This window comes from Verrucomicrobiota bacterium (assembly GCA_038744685.1).
Classification (GTDB): Bacteria; Verrucomicrobiota; Verrucomicrobiia; order Opitutales; family Puniceicoccaceae; genus Puniceicoccus.
In genome coordinates this window covers 1-16,166 of record JBCDMB010000031.1, presented here as the reverse complement: position 1 = coordinate 16,166, position 16,166 = coordinate 1, and the positions used below count along the sequence as shown (strand labels likewise).

General features: G+C 53.5%; 15 protein-coding genes. 11 read left to right on the top strand and 4 right to left on the bottom strand.

All coding sequences use genetic code 11. The features are described 5' to 3' along the window. Nucleotides 1-6: 6 nt before the first annotated feature. Both AAGJ81_13875 and AAGJ81_13870 read right to left on the bottom strand, forming a co-directional pair. Complete coding sequence (locus tag AAGJ81_13875) at nt 7-1,362, bottom strand: MFS transporter (protein ID MEM0967229.1); 1,356 nt, start codon at nt 1,360-1,362, stop codon at nt 7-9. 236 nt (nt 1,363-1,598) lie between these two features. Beyond that, nucleotides 1,599-2,588 carry an NAD-dependent epimerase/dehydratase family protein gene (locus tag AAGJ81_13870; GenBank protein ID MEM0967228.1) on the bottom strand — a complete coding sequence of 330 codons (990 nt, stop codon included), beginning with the start codon at nt 2,586-2,588 and terminating at the stop codon, nt 1,599-1,601. A gap of 213 nt (nt 2,589-2,801) precedes the next feature. On the opposite strand from AAGJ81_13870, the gene AAGJ81_13865 reads away from it, so the two are divergent. From AAGJ81_13865 to AAGJ81_13825, 9 genes are all read left to right on the top strand, one after another. Next, the gene (locus tag AAGJ81_13865; protein ID MEM0967227.1) at nt 2,802-4,097 is read left to right on the top strand and encodes a DUF1343 domain-containing protein; all 1,296 of its coding nucleotides are present in this window, start codon (nt 2,802-2,804) and stop codon (nt 4,095-4,097) included. Nucleotides 4,098-4,102: 5 nt separating this feature from the next. Then, nucleotides 4,103-5,197 carry an LptF/LptG family permease gene (locus AAGJ81_13860; GenBank protein ID MEM0967226.1) on the top strand — a complete coding sequence of 365 codons (1,095 nt, stop codon included), beginning with the start codon at nt 4,103-4,105 and terminating at the stop codon, nt 5,195-5,197. 439 nt (nt 5,198-5,636) lie between these two features. Then, a complete protein-coding gene (ccoN, locus tag AAGJ81_13855) occupies nt 5,637-8,075 on the top strand; it encodes a cytochrome-c oxidase, cbb3-type subunit I (protein MEM0967225.1) in 2,439 nt (812 codons plus the stop codon). A gap of 16 nt (nt 8,076-8,091) precedes the next feature. Further along, nucleotides 8,092-8,277 (top strand): hypothetical protein, encoded by a 186-nt coding sequence (locus tag AAGJ81_13850; protein MEM0967224.1) that lies wholly within the window; start codon nt 8,092-8,094, stop codon nt 8,275-8,277. Beyond that, nucleotides 8,274-8,843 (top strand): cbb3-type cytochrome c oxidase N-terminal domain-containing protein, encoded by a 570-nt coding sequence (locus AAGJ81_13845; protein MEM0967223.1) that lies wholly within the window; start codon nt 8,274-8,276, stop codon nt 8,841-8,843. Before AAGJ81_13850 ends, AAGJ81_13845 begins: the two co-directional genes overlap by 4 nt. Further along, entirely contained in the window at nt 8,833-10,287 is a 1,455-nt protein-coding gene (gene ccoG, locus AAGJ81_13840; protein MEM0967222.1) for a cytochrome c oxidase accessory protein CcoG, read from the top strand. Before AAGJ81_13845 ends, ccoG begins: the two co-directional genes overlap by 11 nt. Before the next feature lie 96 nt (nt 10,288-10,383). Then, nucleotides 10,384-10,518, top strand: coding sequence for a hypothetical protein (locus AAGJ81_13835; GenBank protein MEM0967221.1), 135 nt, complete (start codon nt 10,384-10,386; stop codon nt 10,516-10,518). Between the two features lie 8 nt (nt 10,519-10,526). Beyond that, nucleotides 10,527-10,652, top strand: coding sequence for a hypothetical protein (locus AAGJ81_13830; protein ID MEM0967220.1), 126 nt, complete (start codon nt 10,527-10,529; stop codon nt 10,650-10,652). A gap of 103 nt (nt 10,653-10,755) precedes the next feature. Then, nucleotides 10,756-11,478, top strand: a complete 723-nt coding sequence (locus AAGJ81_13825) for a sulfite exporter TauE/SafE family protein (protein ID MEM0967219.1) — start codon at nt 10,756-10,758, stop codon at nt 11,476-11,478. Between the two features lie 69 nt (nt 11,479-11,547). Here the strand turns inward: AAGJ81_13825 and AAGJ81_13820 are convergent, their stop codons facing one another. Then, a complete protein-coding gene (locus tag AAGJ81_13820) occupies nt 11,548-11,991 on the bottom strand; it encodes a transposase (GenBank protein MEM0967218.1) in 444 nt (147 codons plus the stop codon). 178 nt (nt 11,992-12,169) lie between these two features. Then, nucleotides 12,170-13,315 (bottom strand): 1-deoxy-D-xylulose-5-phosphate reductoisomerase, encoded by a 1,146-nt coding sequence (dxr, locus tag AAGJ81_13815; protein MEM0967217.1) that lies wholly within the window; start codon nt 13,313-13,315, stop codon nt 12,170-12,172. A 549-nt stretch (nt 13,316-13,864) separates the two neighbouring features. Between dxr and AAGJ81_13810 the strand changes: the two genes are divergently transcribed. After that, a complete protein-coding gene (locus AAGJ81_13810; GenBank protein MEM0967216.1) occupies nt 13,865-14,950 on the top strand; it encodes a TIGR02597 family protein in 1,086 nt (361 codons plus the stop codon). Nucleotides 14,951-14,979: 29 nt separating this feature from the next. Next, a complete protein-coding gene (locus AAGJ81_13805; protein ID MEM0967215.1) occupies nt 14,980-15,582 on the top strand; it encodes a PEP-CTERM sorting domain-containing protein in 603 nt (200 codons plus the stop codon). The last annotated feature ends 584 nt before the right edge of the window (nt 15,583-16,166 follow it).

Below are 16,166 nucleotides of genomic sequence, written 5' to 3'. Positions count from 1 at the left end.
TTACGGTCAAGAGTCTTTCGATTGTTTGCGGCTACGACGCGGATTTCGTGCCAACAGTCCAAGAATTGCGAGGATCGGGGTCAAACCCAGACATCCAAAGACTGCAAATTGATAGGTGCCTGTTTGTTCGAGAGAAATCCCGAAGGCAAATGGTGCGATTGCGCTCACGACGACGACCGCACCGGTCACAATACCATTGATCGATCCGAGGTGTTTCCGGCCGAAAAATCGGGGCCACGGGACACTCACTAAAATCCCGAAGATCCCCCAGGCGCACCCACTGCCCAGAGCATAGGCCCACAGACCCCATTCTTCACGGAAGGCGAGAAGGCCGAGCAAGCTAAGTGTCTGACCGATCATCATGGAAAAGAGGAGGTAGCGAAGTCGGATTTTCTCGGCTACGAATCCGAGGCTTAGGGACGTGATGACATTGAAAAATCCTACGTAAAGGAGCAGTTTTAGAGCTGCCTCACGGTTAAAATCTCCGAGATCAGCTGCAAGAGAGACGATGTGAAACGATGTTCCAGTCCCGATAAAAGCATTCATCGAGAGACCGGAGAGCATTAGCCAGAAGGCGAGTGTTTTCATCGCTTCAAAAGCAGTGTAATCCCGGTCTACCATACCGGTTTCGGTTTCTGGTGCACGGGCATCCAAACCGACCTTTTTCGCTGGAGAATCGACTTCCAAACCAGATTCCTCTGGCGACTCACGAAAGAAAAGGTAGGCGACTACAACGAAGCCGATGGAAGAAACCACTCCGAGTACCAACCAGGTTTCCTTCCAGCCGAAAAAGACCACCAACCCATTGAGAAGGAATGGAGCGCTGGAGAACGAGAGCGAAAGGATCATCCCGTTGATTCCGGCAACGAGACTCCTCCAACGAACGAACCAGCGGAAGACCATCGAACGGCAAACCGTCATTGTAATTCCCAGACCCCAAAAACGGAGTAGAAAAAAGATACCGAAAAAGAAAACGAAGGTAGCCGTTTCCGACCCGATTCCGACTGCTCCAAACAGGCGGAGCATTCGTTCAGGCGATCCGAGGGCAAGCATGCTCAATCCGAAGCCAGCAAAACCGATGATTCCAGTGACCCGTACGCCGAGTCGATCAATCCAGAACCCACCAAAGGGAATAGCGAGCCCGGCAAAGATAGTTCCCCAAGTGTAGGCAAAGGTAAGTCGAGAACGCGATATTCCCAAATCGTTCATCACCGGATCGACGAATGGCGCGAAGCCGGGGGGTGTCGAAGGCACAGTGACGATCATGCCAAGCGTGCCGACAATTGCTACCATCCACGCGTAAGGGAAAGGCCAACGGGCAGGATCAATCGGAAAATGAGGATTCAGGCCCTTTTTCTGCATGGGGAAAATTCGAATGGTCTGACAGTGACGTGGGGCAGCTGTGGTTCGGGCGAGCTTTGGACTTTATGAATCAATCCAGATTTCAAACACAGCTTAGGCCGGGTTCTCCTGAGACCACGGGTTTCTTCTGCTCGATTGCTATTTTGCACTTTGGGTTTGGAGGCATGGCCCCACTGATGTGGATGGAAGGGCCAAAAACGAATGCCGGTTTCAATAGAGAGTCTGGATACAGGTTCTCAATTCTTCAGCGACTCCAGATAACGGGCCAAGCCTTCTTCCATCGAAACCGCTGGGACGTATCCAAGAGTCTCCCGTGCCGCGCGCGAATAGAACCAATGGTCAGTTGCTAGCTCCTTGGCCACAAACCTCGTCATGGGAGGATCCTCCTTTCTTCTAAGAAGTCCCCATAGAAATTCGCAGATCGCACCAGCTCTGTAGGCAAGAGACAACGGCACCTTTTTGTTCAGCTCGCTCCTACCGGTTGCCTTCAGAACCCTATTGATAAATGGCCAGAGCTCGACGGGCTCGTCCTGAGTGAGAAAGAAGGCCTCGCCACCTCCCTTGCCCGTGAGAAGGGACTCGACTGCGGCAACGTGGCCGGAAGCAACGTTTTCGATAAAGGTGAGGTCAACCCGGTTGGTTCCATCGCCCACAATTTTCAGTTTTCCTGCATCGACGCGCTCAAATACTCTCGGGAACAGATGAGGATCACCGGGTCCCCAGATCAAATGCGGCCGCAGCGCAAGGGTCCGAAATCCTGAGTCATTTGCCTCAAGCACTAATCGTTCGGCTTCCGCTTTTGTTGCCGGGTAGGCACAGGGAAAATTGGTTCCGTAAGCAAGGTTCTCGTCTCCGTTCTGGATGGGTTTACCGTTGAAGACCACGCTTGGAGTGCTGGTATAGACAAACGCTTCCGGTTGTCCGTCACGGGCGGCCTCCAGCAGGGTTGAGGTAGCTTCCACGTTGGCCCTGCGATACTCTTCCAACGGACCCCAAATCCCTGCTTTTGCAGCTGCGTGGACAACCGCATCGACTCCCTCGACAAGATTCTTGGTGAACCCAGTGTCACAAAGATCGCCGGGAAGATACTCTACGTCGGAGGGTAATTCTCTGGGTCTTTCCCGTCTTCCGGTCCCCCGCACCGAATATCCTTTGTTTTGCAACGCTCTGCAGACAGCTCCACCGACAAATCCGCTTGCTCCCGTCACCAATACCAAACCGCGCATTCGTGGAGAATGAAAGGGTTTCGGCGAGTAGCAACCGTGAACCGGGAATCGAGATTCTTCAGTAACTGTTTTGAAGTTGGTTCCTGCTTCTGGGCTACTGCAATCTTCTTCTCACTACAAAGATGCATCCAAAGTACCTCTGAGTGCCGACAAAGAAATAATGGGCCAATTTCTACTCGTCTTGGTGACTCACACAAAGTAATCCATCTGAGAATGAAGGTTGCGTCCGCTCTGTTTCTTTTCCTCACCGCTTCTTGTGCACTGACTCTAGTTCCCCCGAAGGTAGTTGCACAGCAGTCTCAGGGAGAGTCTCCGCGCAAGGTCAGCTCAATTTTCTTGGGAATCGACCACCTGACCCAGAGGGATTTTGACCTTTTGGAGGGGAAGCGGGTCGGGCTCCTCACCAATCCGGCAGGGGTAAACCGGCAGGGGAAATCGACCATTCAAATCCTTTTTGAAGCCCCCAATGTGAACCTCGTGGCGCTCTTTGGGCCTGAACACGGGGTCTACGGCAACGAAAAAGCCAATGTGAAGATCAACGACCATTTGGATGAGAATACGGGGCTGCCAGTTTATTCCCTGTATGGAGAAACTCGGAAGCCGACTCCAGCAATGCTTGAGGATCTCGATGTGATGGTGGTCGATCTTCAGGACCTCGGAGTGCGTTCCTACACCTACATTAGCTGCATGAAGTTGGCGATGGAGGCCTGTTTCGAGGAAGGCGTCGAATTTATAGTGCTGGATCGTCCCAATCCGCTGGGTGGCCTCAAGGTAGACGGACCGATGATGGAGACTCGCTGGATGAGTTATGTGGGTGCCTATCGGGTGCCTTACGTGTATGGTCTAACTATCGGGGAGCTGGCTCGCATGCTCAAGGAGGTGCCTGGCTGGATGGATGTTCCCGACCGGGTGCGTCTGGAGGGGAGCCTCAAAATTGTTCCGATGAAGGGATGGCGGCGCAGCATGCTCTGGCCTCAGACCGGACTTCGCTGGATCGCTACGTCGCCGGCAATCCCCGATGTCTCCGCAGCTATTGGCTACCCGATGACTGGCCTGGGTTCACAGATCGGGGATTTCCGGCATGGATACGGCACCCCATTTCCCTTCCGCTTGCTGACTTACCCCGGAAAGTCCGCAGCTACCCTGAGCGGCGATATGAGGAGACTGAATATCCCCGGACTATCGTATCAGGATCGTCGCTACAGTAAGCCAAATCGTCAGGTAACTACGGGAGTGTATGTAGTGGTGACCGACTACAGCGTTCTTCGCCCCACCCAGCTCAGTTTCGAGATGATGAGGCTGTCTGCCCAATGGAGCCGGATCAACCCTTTCGCGGCAGCTTCCGAGGCAGAAATGATCCTCTTCAATAAACACGTGGGTTCCACTGAATGGTGGGATGCGATTTCGACCCGCGGTCGCAGGGTCGACCTGAACTACTTTTTAGAAAAGTTCGAACGTGAAGCAAAGACGTTTCAGGATTTCAGTCGGCAGTATTACATCTACCCATAGGAAAGATGCGGATCGACCGTTACATTTTCGGCGAATGGCTGAAGATTTTCGGTCTGGCGGTGGCCGCGATTCTTGGGCTTCTTCTCCTCGGTGAGGTCTACAATGAGCTTCCCCGATTTATCGATCGGGAGGCTTCTCTGGAAACGGTTCTCCTTTACTTTTTTCTTCTTATACCCGGTTACCTGCCCTCACTTCTTCCCATTTGTTTTTTTCTCTCCCTCCTCTTCTCCCTCGCCAGCCTGCAACGAAATGGAGAGATCGTGGCGATTCGTTCAGCGGGTGTGAGTCTTTTCCGGTTGAGCCGTCCGTTCTGGGTAGCTGCGTTGGGGTTAGCGGGACTTCTTCTTTGGTTGAACGGTTCTCTCGCTCCGTCGTCAATGGAGTCCTCCCGCCTTCTCCGGGAGAGGGTCAAAGAGGACGCTCTTGCCGGAGGTTCAGAAGATTTTTGGGGCACCTCTCGTGACCTCGCTGCTTACCTCCCCCAGAACGACGAACTGTGGTTCGTCGAAAACTATCGACGAACCTCCGATGAAGCGTTTGGGCTGAGTGTAAACCTTTCTTCTTCAGAGGCTCCGCAGCGCATCGAAGCCGCTCGTGGAGTGTATGACGAAGAAAAGGGCCAATGGACTCTCACCAATGGAGTCGTCCTCCCAATTACGCCTGCAGATGAGCTGCCCGGCGAACTCGTGCCTTTCGACGAGATGGTCCTGGAGGGAAGCCGCATGACGCCAATTCTTTTATTGGGTTTTAGCCAACGTCCGAAGGATCTATCACTCCTGCAGTTGGACCAGCTTCTTCGGCAAAGTGAGGGGGATCCAAAGGCCAAACCGTATCGGGTCCGTTACCTCGCGGTACTCTCGGCTCCCCTCCAGTTTTTCGTCGTGGTCCTGATCGCGATACCCTGCGCGCTTGGGACGGGCAGGTCGGGTGCTTCGAGTGGCTTCTTTCGCGCGGTCTGGATCTATCTCGGCTTCTTTGCCGTGACCGCGGTCTTTTCTTTCGCTGGACAGAGGAGCTGGCTCCCTGTGCTGGCGTCGACGTGGACCCCTCTTGTATTGGCTGGTGTCGCGGGCGTCTGGATGTACCGCCGGAACGCCTAGGGCTCCGACTCAGTCAAACAGAGCATGCCCAAATAGATCTCCGGTTTTATCTAACGACCGCGCACCTTGTCAAAGATGGCGCCCTGCCTCGGTGCGATTTTCTTTTACGATAAGATCTTCGAATCGAGGCGAAAAGATAGACTTATTAGAAATGCAACTATTGAGAATGAGTATCATAAATACTTATGTCTTGCATATTAAAATTTCAAATTGCTAATCTTAGGTATAATGAAAATCAATTTCCCCTGGGCACGGCTTTTCTGCGTGACGATCTCTTCGTTCCAATGAATGTAATCGGTCTAACCCTCCTAGTCAGCCTGCTGCTCGCCTCGCTATTTCTTTGCCTCTTTCTTCTGCTGCATCGACGCAATTCGGGTAGCCCCGAGCAGGATTCCCTAATGCCTCTCCGGGATGACGACTCTCACACTCTTTAGTAGCAATGACTAGTAGTTCTCGTGTCACTATCGAGTTTGACGACCGGATCACTCGCCAATTTGTAATCGCTTCGATTTTCTGGGGAGTGATTGGTATGGCCGCCGGCTCCCTAATCGCATCCCAGCTGAATTTCTGGCAAATGAATGGGAAGTTCCTCGAGTGGATCACTTTCGGTTTGATCCAGAACGAGGGTCTTCAACAGATCACTTTCGGGCGACTCCGTCCACTCCACACCAATGCCGCGATCTTTGCTTTCGTGGGGAACATGATGTTTGCGGGAGTGTATTACTCCACGCAACGCCTGTGTCGCGTGCGGCTGGCTTCCGATCTTCTTTCAAAAATCCATTTCTGGGGCTGGCAGCTGATCATCGTGGCAGCGGCGATCACTCTTCCCCTTGGATTCACTCGGGGGAAAGAATACGCGGAGCTGATCTGGCCGATCAATATTGCGGTGACCCTCATTTGGGTAGTTTTCGGAATCAACTTCTTCTGGACGATTGCCAAACGCAACGAGCGAAACCTCTACGTTGCACTGTGGTTCTACATCGCGACCGTCGTGACCGTGGCGATGCTCTACATCGTCAACCACATTTCGATTCCGACCAGTCTCGTCCACAGCTATCCGGTCTTTGCCGGGGTGCAGGACGCTTTGGTACAGTGGTGGTATGGTCACAACGCGGTAGCGTTTTTCCTCACGACTCCAATTCTCGGAATCATGTACTACTTTGTGCCGAAGGCGGCGCAAAGACCGGTGTACAGCTATCGCCTCTCGGTAATCCACTTTTGGTCGCTGGTGTTCCTCTACATTTGGGCAGGTCCTCACCATCTCCTGAACACCGCCCTTCCGGGCTGGCTGCAGGCTCTTGGAATGATCTTCAGCCTCATGCTTTGGGCTCCGTCATGGGGTGGGATGCTCAACGGCCTCCTGACTTTGCGGGGAGCCTGGCATCGGCTGCGGACCGATCCCGTCCTCAAGTTTTTGGCTGCGGGTGTCACTTTCTACGGGATGGCTACCTTCGAAGGGCCGCTTCTTTCGATCAAAGCCCTCAACAGTCTTTCCCATTATTCCGACTGGACGATTGGGCATGTGCACAGCGGAACGTTAGGATGGAACGGCTTCATGGCAGCGGGGATGTTTTACTGGCTTGCCCCGCGCTTGTGGCGAAAGAAAGGGAGCACCGAAAGTGCGTTTGACGAGGAGGTCAGCTGCCGAGGTCTTCACTCGATCGCACTTGCGAATATGCACTTCTGGCTCGGGATGGTGGGCATCCTTCTCTACATCGCATCGATGTGGGTCTCTGGGATCACCCAGGGGTTGATGCTCAACGCAGTGGATGGGACTGTCCTCGCCTACCCCGATTTTGTCGAAACGCTCAACGCAATCCGGGCGCCAATGCTGTTTCGCGTAATCGGAGGGGTGTTCTACCTCGCGGGGTATTTCATTCTGGCCTACAACATTTATCGGACGATCCGCGCCGGCGTTCCGACCAACGGTTCAATCGAGGTCGAGATCGATAAGGACCGCGAACCGGGAATCCTCTCCGCTTTCCTCAATGCGCCGGTTATGTATTCCACCGGCTTGGTCATCTTCGGTAGCTTCTGGCTTTTCGGTGGCGGGGCTTTTCTCGTTCTCGGAATGCTGGGTTCGATCTTCGTAGTTTTGATCGCAGTAGCCCACTTCGAGATCAGCGGTGCTCGATGGGTGGACTGGTACAACAGCCTTTTGCGCAACTGGGTTGGGTTCACCGTTCTGACCTTTATTGCAGTGGCAATCGGCGGTGCGATTCAGCTCATTCCAACGATTACTGTCGAGCGGGCCTCCAATATCGAGGGGAGGCTGCAGACGCCTTACACGCCCCTCGAACTCTCGGGTCGGGACACCTATATTAGTGAAGGTTGTTACAACTGTCACAGCCAGATGATCCGTACGATGGTTCCTGACGTCCTCCGCTACGGACCGGGAGACGGTCAGGGTTACTCTCGTCTCGGCGAGTCCATTTACGATTTTCCGTTTCAATGGGGTTCCAAACGGACCGGACCAGACCTCGCTCGGGAGGGGGGTGCCATTCGGGACGATAGCCAAATGATGAGAATTGGGAAGCGGGACAATGTCTGGCACTACCTTCACCTAATGAATCCGCGGGACACCTCGCCGGGATCCAATATGCCCAGCTATTACTGGCTGGCGGACCAAAGCATTGATCTCGATTCCCTGACCGATCGTATCGAGGTGCAGCGCGATTGGCTGGGAGTTCCCTATCCGGTCGAGTTGGATGACGAGATCGTGCGGAGTATGGTTGAGAAGCAGGCTCTCGAAATCGCCCGGGACCTCAGAGAGCGCGGGTATTTGGTAGAGCCGGACAGCCGAATGATCGCGGTGATTGCTTACCTGCAAAAACTAGGGGCCTACGATGAGACGGTCACCACGGCTTCTATTCGCTGACCGGGAGGACTGAGCTGTGTTTAAGCGAATCCAATACGCCGAGTGGCAGGAAATTCTCCCGATCCTCGCATTTCTGATCAGTTTCCTGCTGTTTCTGGTAATCGTTCTGAGAGCTGTGCGGATGAGGAAGGAAAAAGCGGAAGTAATGGCAAATCTGCCTCTCGAAGAAGAGACCAAAATTACTGAACCGAAGGACACATGAACGATCGCCAAAAAAACGACGACCTTCAGGAAGGCGTCCGCCTGATGGATCACGAATACGATGGGATTCAGGAATACGATCAGCGTCTTCCCAACTGGTGGCTGATCAGCCTTTACGGTGCGATAGCCTTCGCTTTCGTCTACTGGTTTTTCTTCTTTCAGTCGGACGTTGGTACAACAGACGTTGCCCGTCTGGATGCAAAGATGCAGGTGATTGAGGCTGCGAATCTGGAGGCCACTTTAGCGATGCTCGATAACGACAATCTCTGGAAGATGAGCCGCAATGCCCAGTTTGTCGAAGCAGGAAGGGAGACCTACCAGACTATTTGCACCACCTGCCATGGGGCGAATCTTGAAGGCGGGATTGGATTCAACCTTGCCGACAATGAGTGGGTTCACGGGGGTGAGCCCGTTGCCGTATACCAAACAATCGATCAGGGAATTGACGGAACTGGTATGCAGGCATGGGGTCCCTCGCTAGGACCTAAGAAAGTCGCCGAGGTCGTCGCCTTTGTGCTCTCCCATCATTCTCCCGAGAGCGTGAGTGGAGGCGCCAGTGAGCCGTAATCGGCAAAGGCCGACGCGCGATTCGGTCACGACGATTGCTCAGGACGGATCCCGCAATTTTCTCCACCCCGCCGATGTTCGGGGCGTATTCACCTTTTGGCGTCGTTTTAGTGCGATCTTTCTCATCCTGATCTATGTCTCGCTGCCTTGGATTCCGGTGAACGGGTTCCCGGCGGTTTTCCTCGATTTGGCGGAAAGGCGATTTCACCTGTTTGGACTTACGTTGGCTGCGGAGGACCTCTGGATCCTTTTCTTCTTTGTCACCGGACTCGGCTTTCTCCTCTTTTTTGTGACGGCACTTTTCGGCAGGCTTTGGTGCGGTTGGGCCTGTCCGCAGACCGTATTCCTCGAGCATGTTTTCCGGAGGATTGAGAGGTGGATTGAAGGTCCCGCCCGCAAACAGAAGGAGTTGGACCGAATGGAGTGGTGCCCGGAGAAGGTAGTCAAGCGAGGCGCAAAGCACGCCATCTTCATTTTGCTGGCTGGGGCGATCGCTCACATTTTCCTCTCTTATTTCATTTCCCTTGATGCTCTCTTTTCATGGATGTCCGAAGGGCCTGGAGCTCATCCGCGGGCTTTCGTCTTCATACTGTTTGTTACAGGAGTGCTTTACTTTAATTTTTCATGGTTCCGCGAACAGCTGTGCCTGATCATTTGTCCTTACGGCCGGCTGCAATCGGCCCTGATCGATGATGACACGGTGGTGATCGGTTACGACGAGACGAGGGGTGAACCGCGTGGACGAAAGAAAGCGCGCAGGGAAGCGGGGATTGAGGACATGGTCGGGGCTCAAGGGGATTGCATCGATTGTTTCCGTTGCGTGGAGGTTTGCCCAACGGGTATCGACATTCGGCAAGGTCTTCAGATGGAGTGCATTGGGTGCTCGAACTGCATCGATGCGTGCGATGATGTCATGGAAAAGATCGGGCGTCCAAAGGGTTTGGTTCGCTACGACTCGCTCAATGGTTTGGCGGGTAAGACGAAGAAGTTTATCCGTCCGCGCCTATTTCTCTATTTTGCGTTGATGAGCTTTGGGATCGCCGCCTTCGGCATCTCGGTTACAAAGTTGAAGCCCGGTAACCTGGGGGTAAGCCGCATGACTGGTTCACCTTTTTTCGTATCCGAAGAATCAATACGAAATCAATTCAACGTGCGTCTAATCAACAAGCGCAACCAACCGGTCACTTTTAGCGTGAGTGCGCTTTCGAGTAACGATGAGCTGACGACTGCGGGCTTTGATGGCGAAGTGGTGCTTCCTGCAATGGGAGAGACGGTTCGTCCTTTCGTGCTCACTGTTCCCAAGGCAGAGTATGAGGGACCGTTTCCGGTTACGATCGAAATCCATGGCAATCCGGGAGATTTTACCGTCGCACGAGGGATCGAATTTCTCGGTCCGGATCCCCGTTTGCTGCGGGACGATTTTGAACCTGTTTTTGGAGAGTAGGGCAGTGACGATGGAGAAATGGGAAGCTAGGAAAGGCGATTTCCTTCGGCAAACCCCGATTGGTGGGCCGCAGGCTCTGCCCTTTGGACTCTTGCAATGACCTCAATCCTGAAAAAATACCCGTGGATCTTTCTCGTGATCATCTTCCTGCTCTCGGTGGGTGCGTGGTTCTTCTTTATTTACGTCGCAGTCAATAATGCTCCGGAACAGATTAAACCGGCACAGTATTGAAGTTCTGAATGAGCGATGAAAAACCTTATCTTAGCGAATTGGTGGAGCGGCGGCTTCAGCCGCCGATGGGTTCCATCCGCAAGGAACAATTGCCTTCGGCGACTGAAGTCGCCGCTCCTTCCGTTTTATCTTAATCCTAATCGACAACGTCACTGAATAATTACGATTACGATTAAGAAACGCTGACAAACTACCTGTGGCTCTTCTAGTATACCTCTCCAACCTCTCACCACCAAAATGATTGATCCAGAGACCATAACCGGACCGACAACTGCGTTTTTCGCGGGCGTGGTCACCTCGGTGCATTGCGTCGGAATGTGTGGCCCGCTGGCCTGCGCGTTTCTCCCGCAAAATGCCAACGAGAAGGCGAATCCGGTCGTGGTCACTTCCGTGTATCACGGGGCGCGGGTCCTCGCCTACACAGGACTTGGCGCGATCGCAGGGGCGATCGGTGCGGCACCCTTTGCGTGGTTTGATGCTAGTGCTTTGACCATTCTTCCGTGGGCTCTGGTGCTGTTCTTTGTGGCGATTGCATTTGGTCTCGAGAAACGGATTCCCAAGCCGAAGATTGTCAGCAAATGGTTTTTTCGTTTCAGCACCCGTGTGCGTAAGCTGCCTCGCACTTCAGCTGGTGGACTCTTGGGACTCGTTACGCCTTTCCTCCCCTGCGGTCCGTTGTATCTGGTGATCGGGGTGGCACTTGTGACCGGATCGGCAATCAACGGGGCAGAGTTCCTTTTCGCCTTCGCCCTCGGAACACTCCCGCTGATTTGGCTCACACATACCCAATATGCGCGCATCCAAACGAGAATTTCTCCGTTAGGGATGCGCCGGATTCAGCAAGGTATGGCTTTGGTGTTGGCCAGTATGATCGCCCTGCGCTTGGTCGCAGGCCCCGATCTCAATCCTCCGGCGGACCTGGCCGAGGTGAAGTGTCCCTTGTGTGATTCGGGGAGTTGAAGAGCTACAAAATGGGTAGAGAGCCGCCTTTAGCAAGCCTCGGAGTTCTGTAAGTAAACTAGGGTCCTTTTAGTAACCCCCGGCTTGCCGCCCGTCCGTGGGAATACGCCTTGGTGGGTTTCTAGTGTCGTGAACGAAAGGCCAGTCATCGACCTCTTTCACCAATCCTGCCCGAAGAGGATTCTTGAGAATGTAGGCTGACTTTTCATCAAATTCCGTGTCGTTTCGAATGCGGTTCTCGAAGAAACCGTCTTGCCACTTGATACCAGTTTTTCGTGCATGATGCGATTTCCAAGCGGTGATGGTTTTCGTTACCGAAGCGTCTTGCGGAAAAACGAAAAGCCCGTGCAGATGATCAGGCATGAGAACCATGAGGCGGCACAACCACTTTCTCTGCCTTTCATAGAAAGCCGCAGACTCGAGTAGCTTCTCGGGTATACCGTTTTGCACCAGATCGTTATGGGACCTTTGTTTGCAGCAAATTGTTAGGAAGTAAACGGACTGGTCGGACACCCACGGAGGAATTTCATGAGGCAGATGCTTCCTACATGGACACGAAGATGGTTTTTCCGGCATCCCCCCAAGAGGATAAGGGTACGGCGTAGCCCCGCGACTGCGGGGCAAGCCGGGTGTTCCGGAAATAAATCCCCGCTCCTGTTCACCCTCCGCGCGGCTTGTCGAAGACTGCGCCCTACCTCGCTTCCCGCACTTCCGCATCCAATGCAAGCAAGTCCTCCAAACTCCTCACTTTTTGCTCGCCAAATTGTTCAAGTGCCTCGGCGATTCTTTGCGGGATTGCGGGGAACTTGATTTTCCGAGCGAGGAAATCGGCGACGGCCAACTCATTGGCTGCATTGAACACAGCCATGGCTGTCGGGCCGGAGCGGAGCGCCTCGAAAGCGAGGTTGAGGCAGGGGAATCGGCCCTCCGGGGGAGGAGCAAAGTCGAGGGTAAACGTTTCCTGAAAATCGAGAGTGGGCTCCACCCCTTCCGCGCGCTCTGGATGGAGTAGACAATGCTGGATGGCAAACGTCATGGAGGGTGGACTCAGCTGCCCTAGAATGGAGCCGTCCACGAAACGGACAAAAGAGTGCACGATGCTCTGCCGGTGGAGAACCACCTCGAGTTTTTCAGGAGGCAGGTTGAAGAGCCAGCGCGCCTCCATGAGCTCGAGTCCCTTATTGGCCATCGTTGCCGAATCGACCGTGATCTTCGGACCCATGGACCAGTTCGGGTGATCGGTCGCTTCCTCAGGAGTCACGTTATCCAGCGTTTTCGGGTCACGGTCCCGGAACCTTCCTCCCGAGGCGGTCAGAATAATCCCGTCGAGAAACTGGTTGGGGTGACCCTCGAGACACTGAAAGATCGCGTTGTGTTCACTGTCGGTCGGTAAGAGACGAACTCCGGCTTTTCGGGCGGCTTCCATGACAAACGAGCCCCCGAGGACGAGAATTTCTTTGCTCGCCAGCGCGATATCCCGCCCGGCTTCGATGGCCGCCAGAGTAGGACGGAGGGCAGCAGTGCCCACGACAGCGACGAGAACCATATCCGCCTCCGGTTCGCTGGCGATGGCCGTTAAGCCCGCTTTGCCGGAATGGAGTGTGCAGTCGGAAGGAAAGACTCCGTTTCGGACAGCATCGTCTGCCGCATCCGCATTCGTCAGGGCTGCATGCGGCACTCGAAATTCGCGAACGATCGCCGCCAATTCCTCGGCCTTGGAGTGTGCCGCCACTCCCACCAATTGCAACCGATCCGGGTGCGCCCGCAGAATCCGCAGAGTGCTCGTTCCAATACTTCCCGTAGCTCCCAGCAAGATGATCTTCTTAGGTCGATCCATTCGTGATCAGCCAATCGAAAGAAGAGGCGGGCGGGAAGGGTGAAGTTTGAAGTTAGAAGGGTGTTGAGGAAGTTTGAAGGGTGAAGTGGTAAGTTTGAAGAGGGGGAGGGTGGCCTCGGAAATTGCCTTACACGAGCGTGGTCGAATGTGTTCCGGGGAAGGAGGTCTTTACGAGCGTAGCCTCGGAACTCAGTTCCGGGGGGAAGGCTTTTCGAAAATAAAACCCCGTCCCATGGTCGCCCCACGTACCTGTTGACAGTCTTCCAAGCCATCAGCAGGAAAATCTGAATCAGCACTACTTTATCGCTCGAGGAGATTTCCTCGTGTTCCAACTTTGTCACCTGATGGTGCACAGATCGATCAGTTTACCGTTTTGAATTTTTGGTAAAGTATTCATAATCAGCCAATAAAAGTCTCTTTCGACCCGTTATTCATGACAGTGCGGCTGGACCGGATTTGAATGGAGTAGATATGATAGCTATGGAAGTATCAAATCATGTCTTTTCGCACTTGCCATCATCCAAAAACTCACTGAACCTTACTCCGTTTATGAAATCGCCCAAATTGCTTTCCGCGGTTGCGGTCGCGTCCGCAGCCATCTTTTTGTCAGCCAACGCGCAGGACCCGGAACCGGATGATTCGGCTGCAACGGATCCAGTGGGGTACAACTCTACAACTTTAGTGGACGGGACTGACACATTGATTGGAGTTACGTTTCAAGATGTCGCAAGTCTCAGGGGTGTTGTAAGCTCAGTGACTTCGGGTTCTGTTGGACTTTCTGGGGTAACAGCAGGGTCTGGTTTTGCGGGGACACATTACCTTCTTGTATTAGGTGGATCCCTTGAGGGGAGATGGTTTCCAATCACAAGCGTTGGTGACGGCTCTGTAACCGTTGAGGACGACCTCGAATCCTTGGGACTCATTGTTGAAACCGCCGTCAGTATTATACCGTTTTGGACCCTCGGAGAGCTGTTGGGCGAAGCGAATGGAGTTCCGGTCTCTGACGATCTTCTCGCTCCCAAAGCATTCGTCTTCATCAACGATCTGAGCGAAAGCGGTACAAACTTATCGGCCGGCTTTGTGTTTGTTCTTCATGACGGTAGCCAGCTCGGTGGCGGTGAAGTGGGTTGGTTCGAGGATGGAACATTTCTCCCCTCCGACGACGTCCTAGTGAGTCCGGAGTCCTACATTACCGTCAGAAATGTGAGCGGCGCAGATTCCACGCTCACCATTGCCGGTGATGTCCCCATTACGACCGTTGGTATCAGTGTTGGACGGATCGCCAACGAGGCGCAAGACAACCGAATCACAAACCCATTTCCGGTATCTTTGACGCTCGGACAATCTGGTCTCGAATCCGTTGTGGATGTCTCAACGGATCTGCTTAACCCGACAGATAGACTCTTGGTTTTCACCTCTGAAAACGATGCCTTGAACCCTTCGCCGAGTGCAGTTTATGTTTATCACGACGGAAGCCAGATAGGGGGAGGAACCCCTGGGTGGTATTCCGATGGAACATTTGTCTTGTCTGATGATGTCGAGATTCCGGCAGGAGCACCCCTTATCGTTCGCAAAGCGGACGGCTTGCCCGGACTCGGCAGTTGGTTACCCCCAATTCCCTACACCCTTGACTAACCAATCCGAAGAATTGAAAGGACGATAGAATGATGAAGAAACTAACTTATTTTGCCTTTGCGTTAGTCGGTGCCTTGGCCCTGGTGCCCCTGAAGGGTGTCACTATAAGCGGTACCGCTCTTTCTGGTGTGCTGAACGAGTCTGGTTCGCCTATCGGATCAGGATGGGCTGCTTTTGTAGTTTTTGATACTGAAGGAAACGGGTTCTTACTCGACGGAGGAATCGTTGTTGGCGACACGATTGCCTCTGGTTCGTTTTTTGAGTCTTCTGACGACTACATTGTTTCGTTTAACGCGACAACGTTTCTGAACACCGTCCCTGGGAACGCATCATTCACTTTGGGCGACAACAGCATTGACGACGGTGATGCTTTTGGGATCGTATTTTTCGATAGTGTCGTATCTAGCGCGTCTGTAAGTCCAGAGTTTGGTGATGCCTATGGGTTCGTAACTGACAACTCATGGGTCGCGCCATCAAACAATTCCGACACTTTGACCTTCGGCGGTGGTGGAACGCTAGCTCAGGTTTCAGGTAGCCAAGCGAATCTGACCGTCGTGCCAGAACCTTCCTCATTCGCCTTTCTCGCGGGTGCGCTTGGCTTCGGACTGGCTCTGATCCGCCGTCGTCGATAAGGTAACTTTCTCCCTCCCAACCGAAAGCGTCCGGTCCTTCGGGGTCGGGCGCTTTCATTTTTTGGAGCGGGTGGGGCCTGCTCTCACCTTATCTGTTCCCGGCTAGGCCGGCTACGGCGGAAAATCGAAGGGCGTGGAGGAGTCATCGGTTGAGAGTGGTGTCTTCGATTCTCCCTTTCAGGCTTCCTGTGAGCTCGATCGTTTTCGTTATTTGAGATCTAATCTAAGAATTCCTGGTAGGATGAGGGTTCACCCCTCGATCATGGATTCGTATTTCATCTCCCCCTGCTGTTTGAGGCCAAGTGGTGCCACCCTCGGTATCGCTATCGGGATCTCTTTCGAAAGATAGCCAATGTCGAACTCAAACCTAACCTCCAATCACGTCTGGCAATCTCCGCCTGTCTGCAGTTCCAGGCCAAATCTTGTTCGAAATCTTAATAGAGGGTAGTGTCCAGAATCTTTCGCTTTTTGTTTTTCGGTCCTCAGGAAGGTAGTGTTCTTGTTAATGGTTGTGGTTGGATTGCTCTGGCGTAAGGAGGGCGTAGCCCGACTGGAGCCAGAGCAATGGATCATGAGGCGTTTGC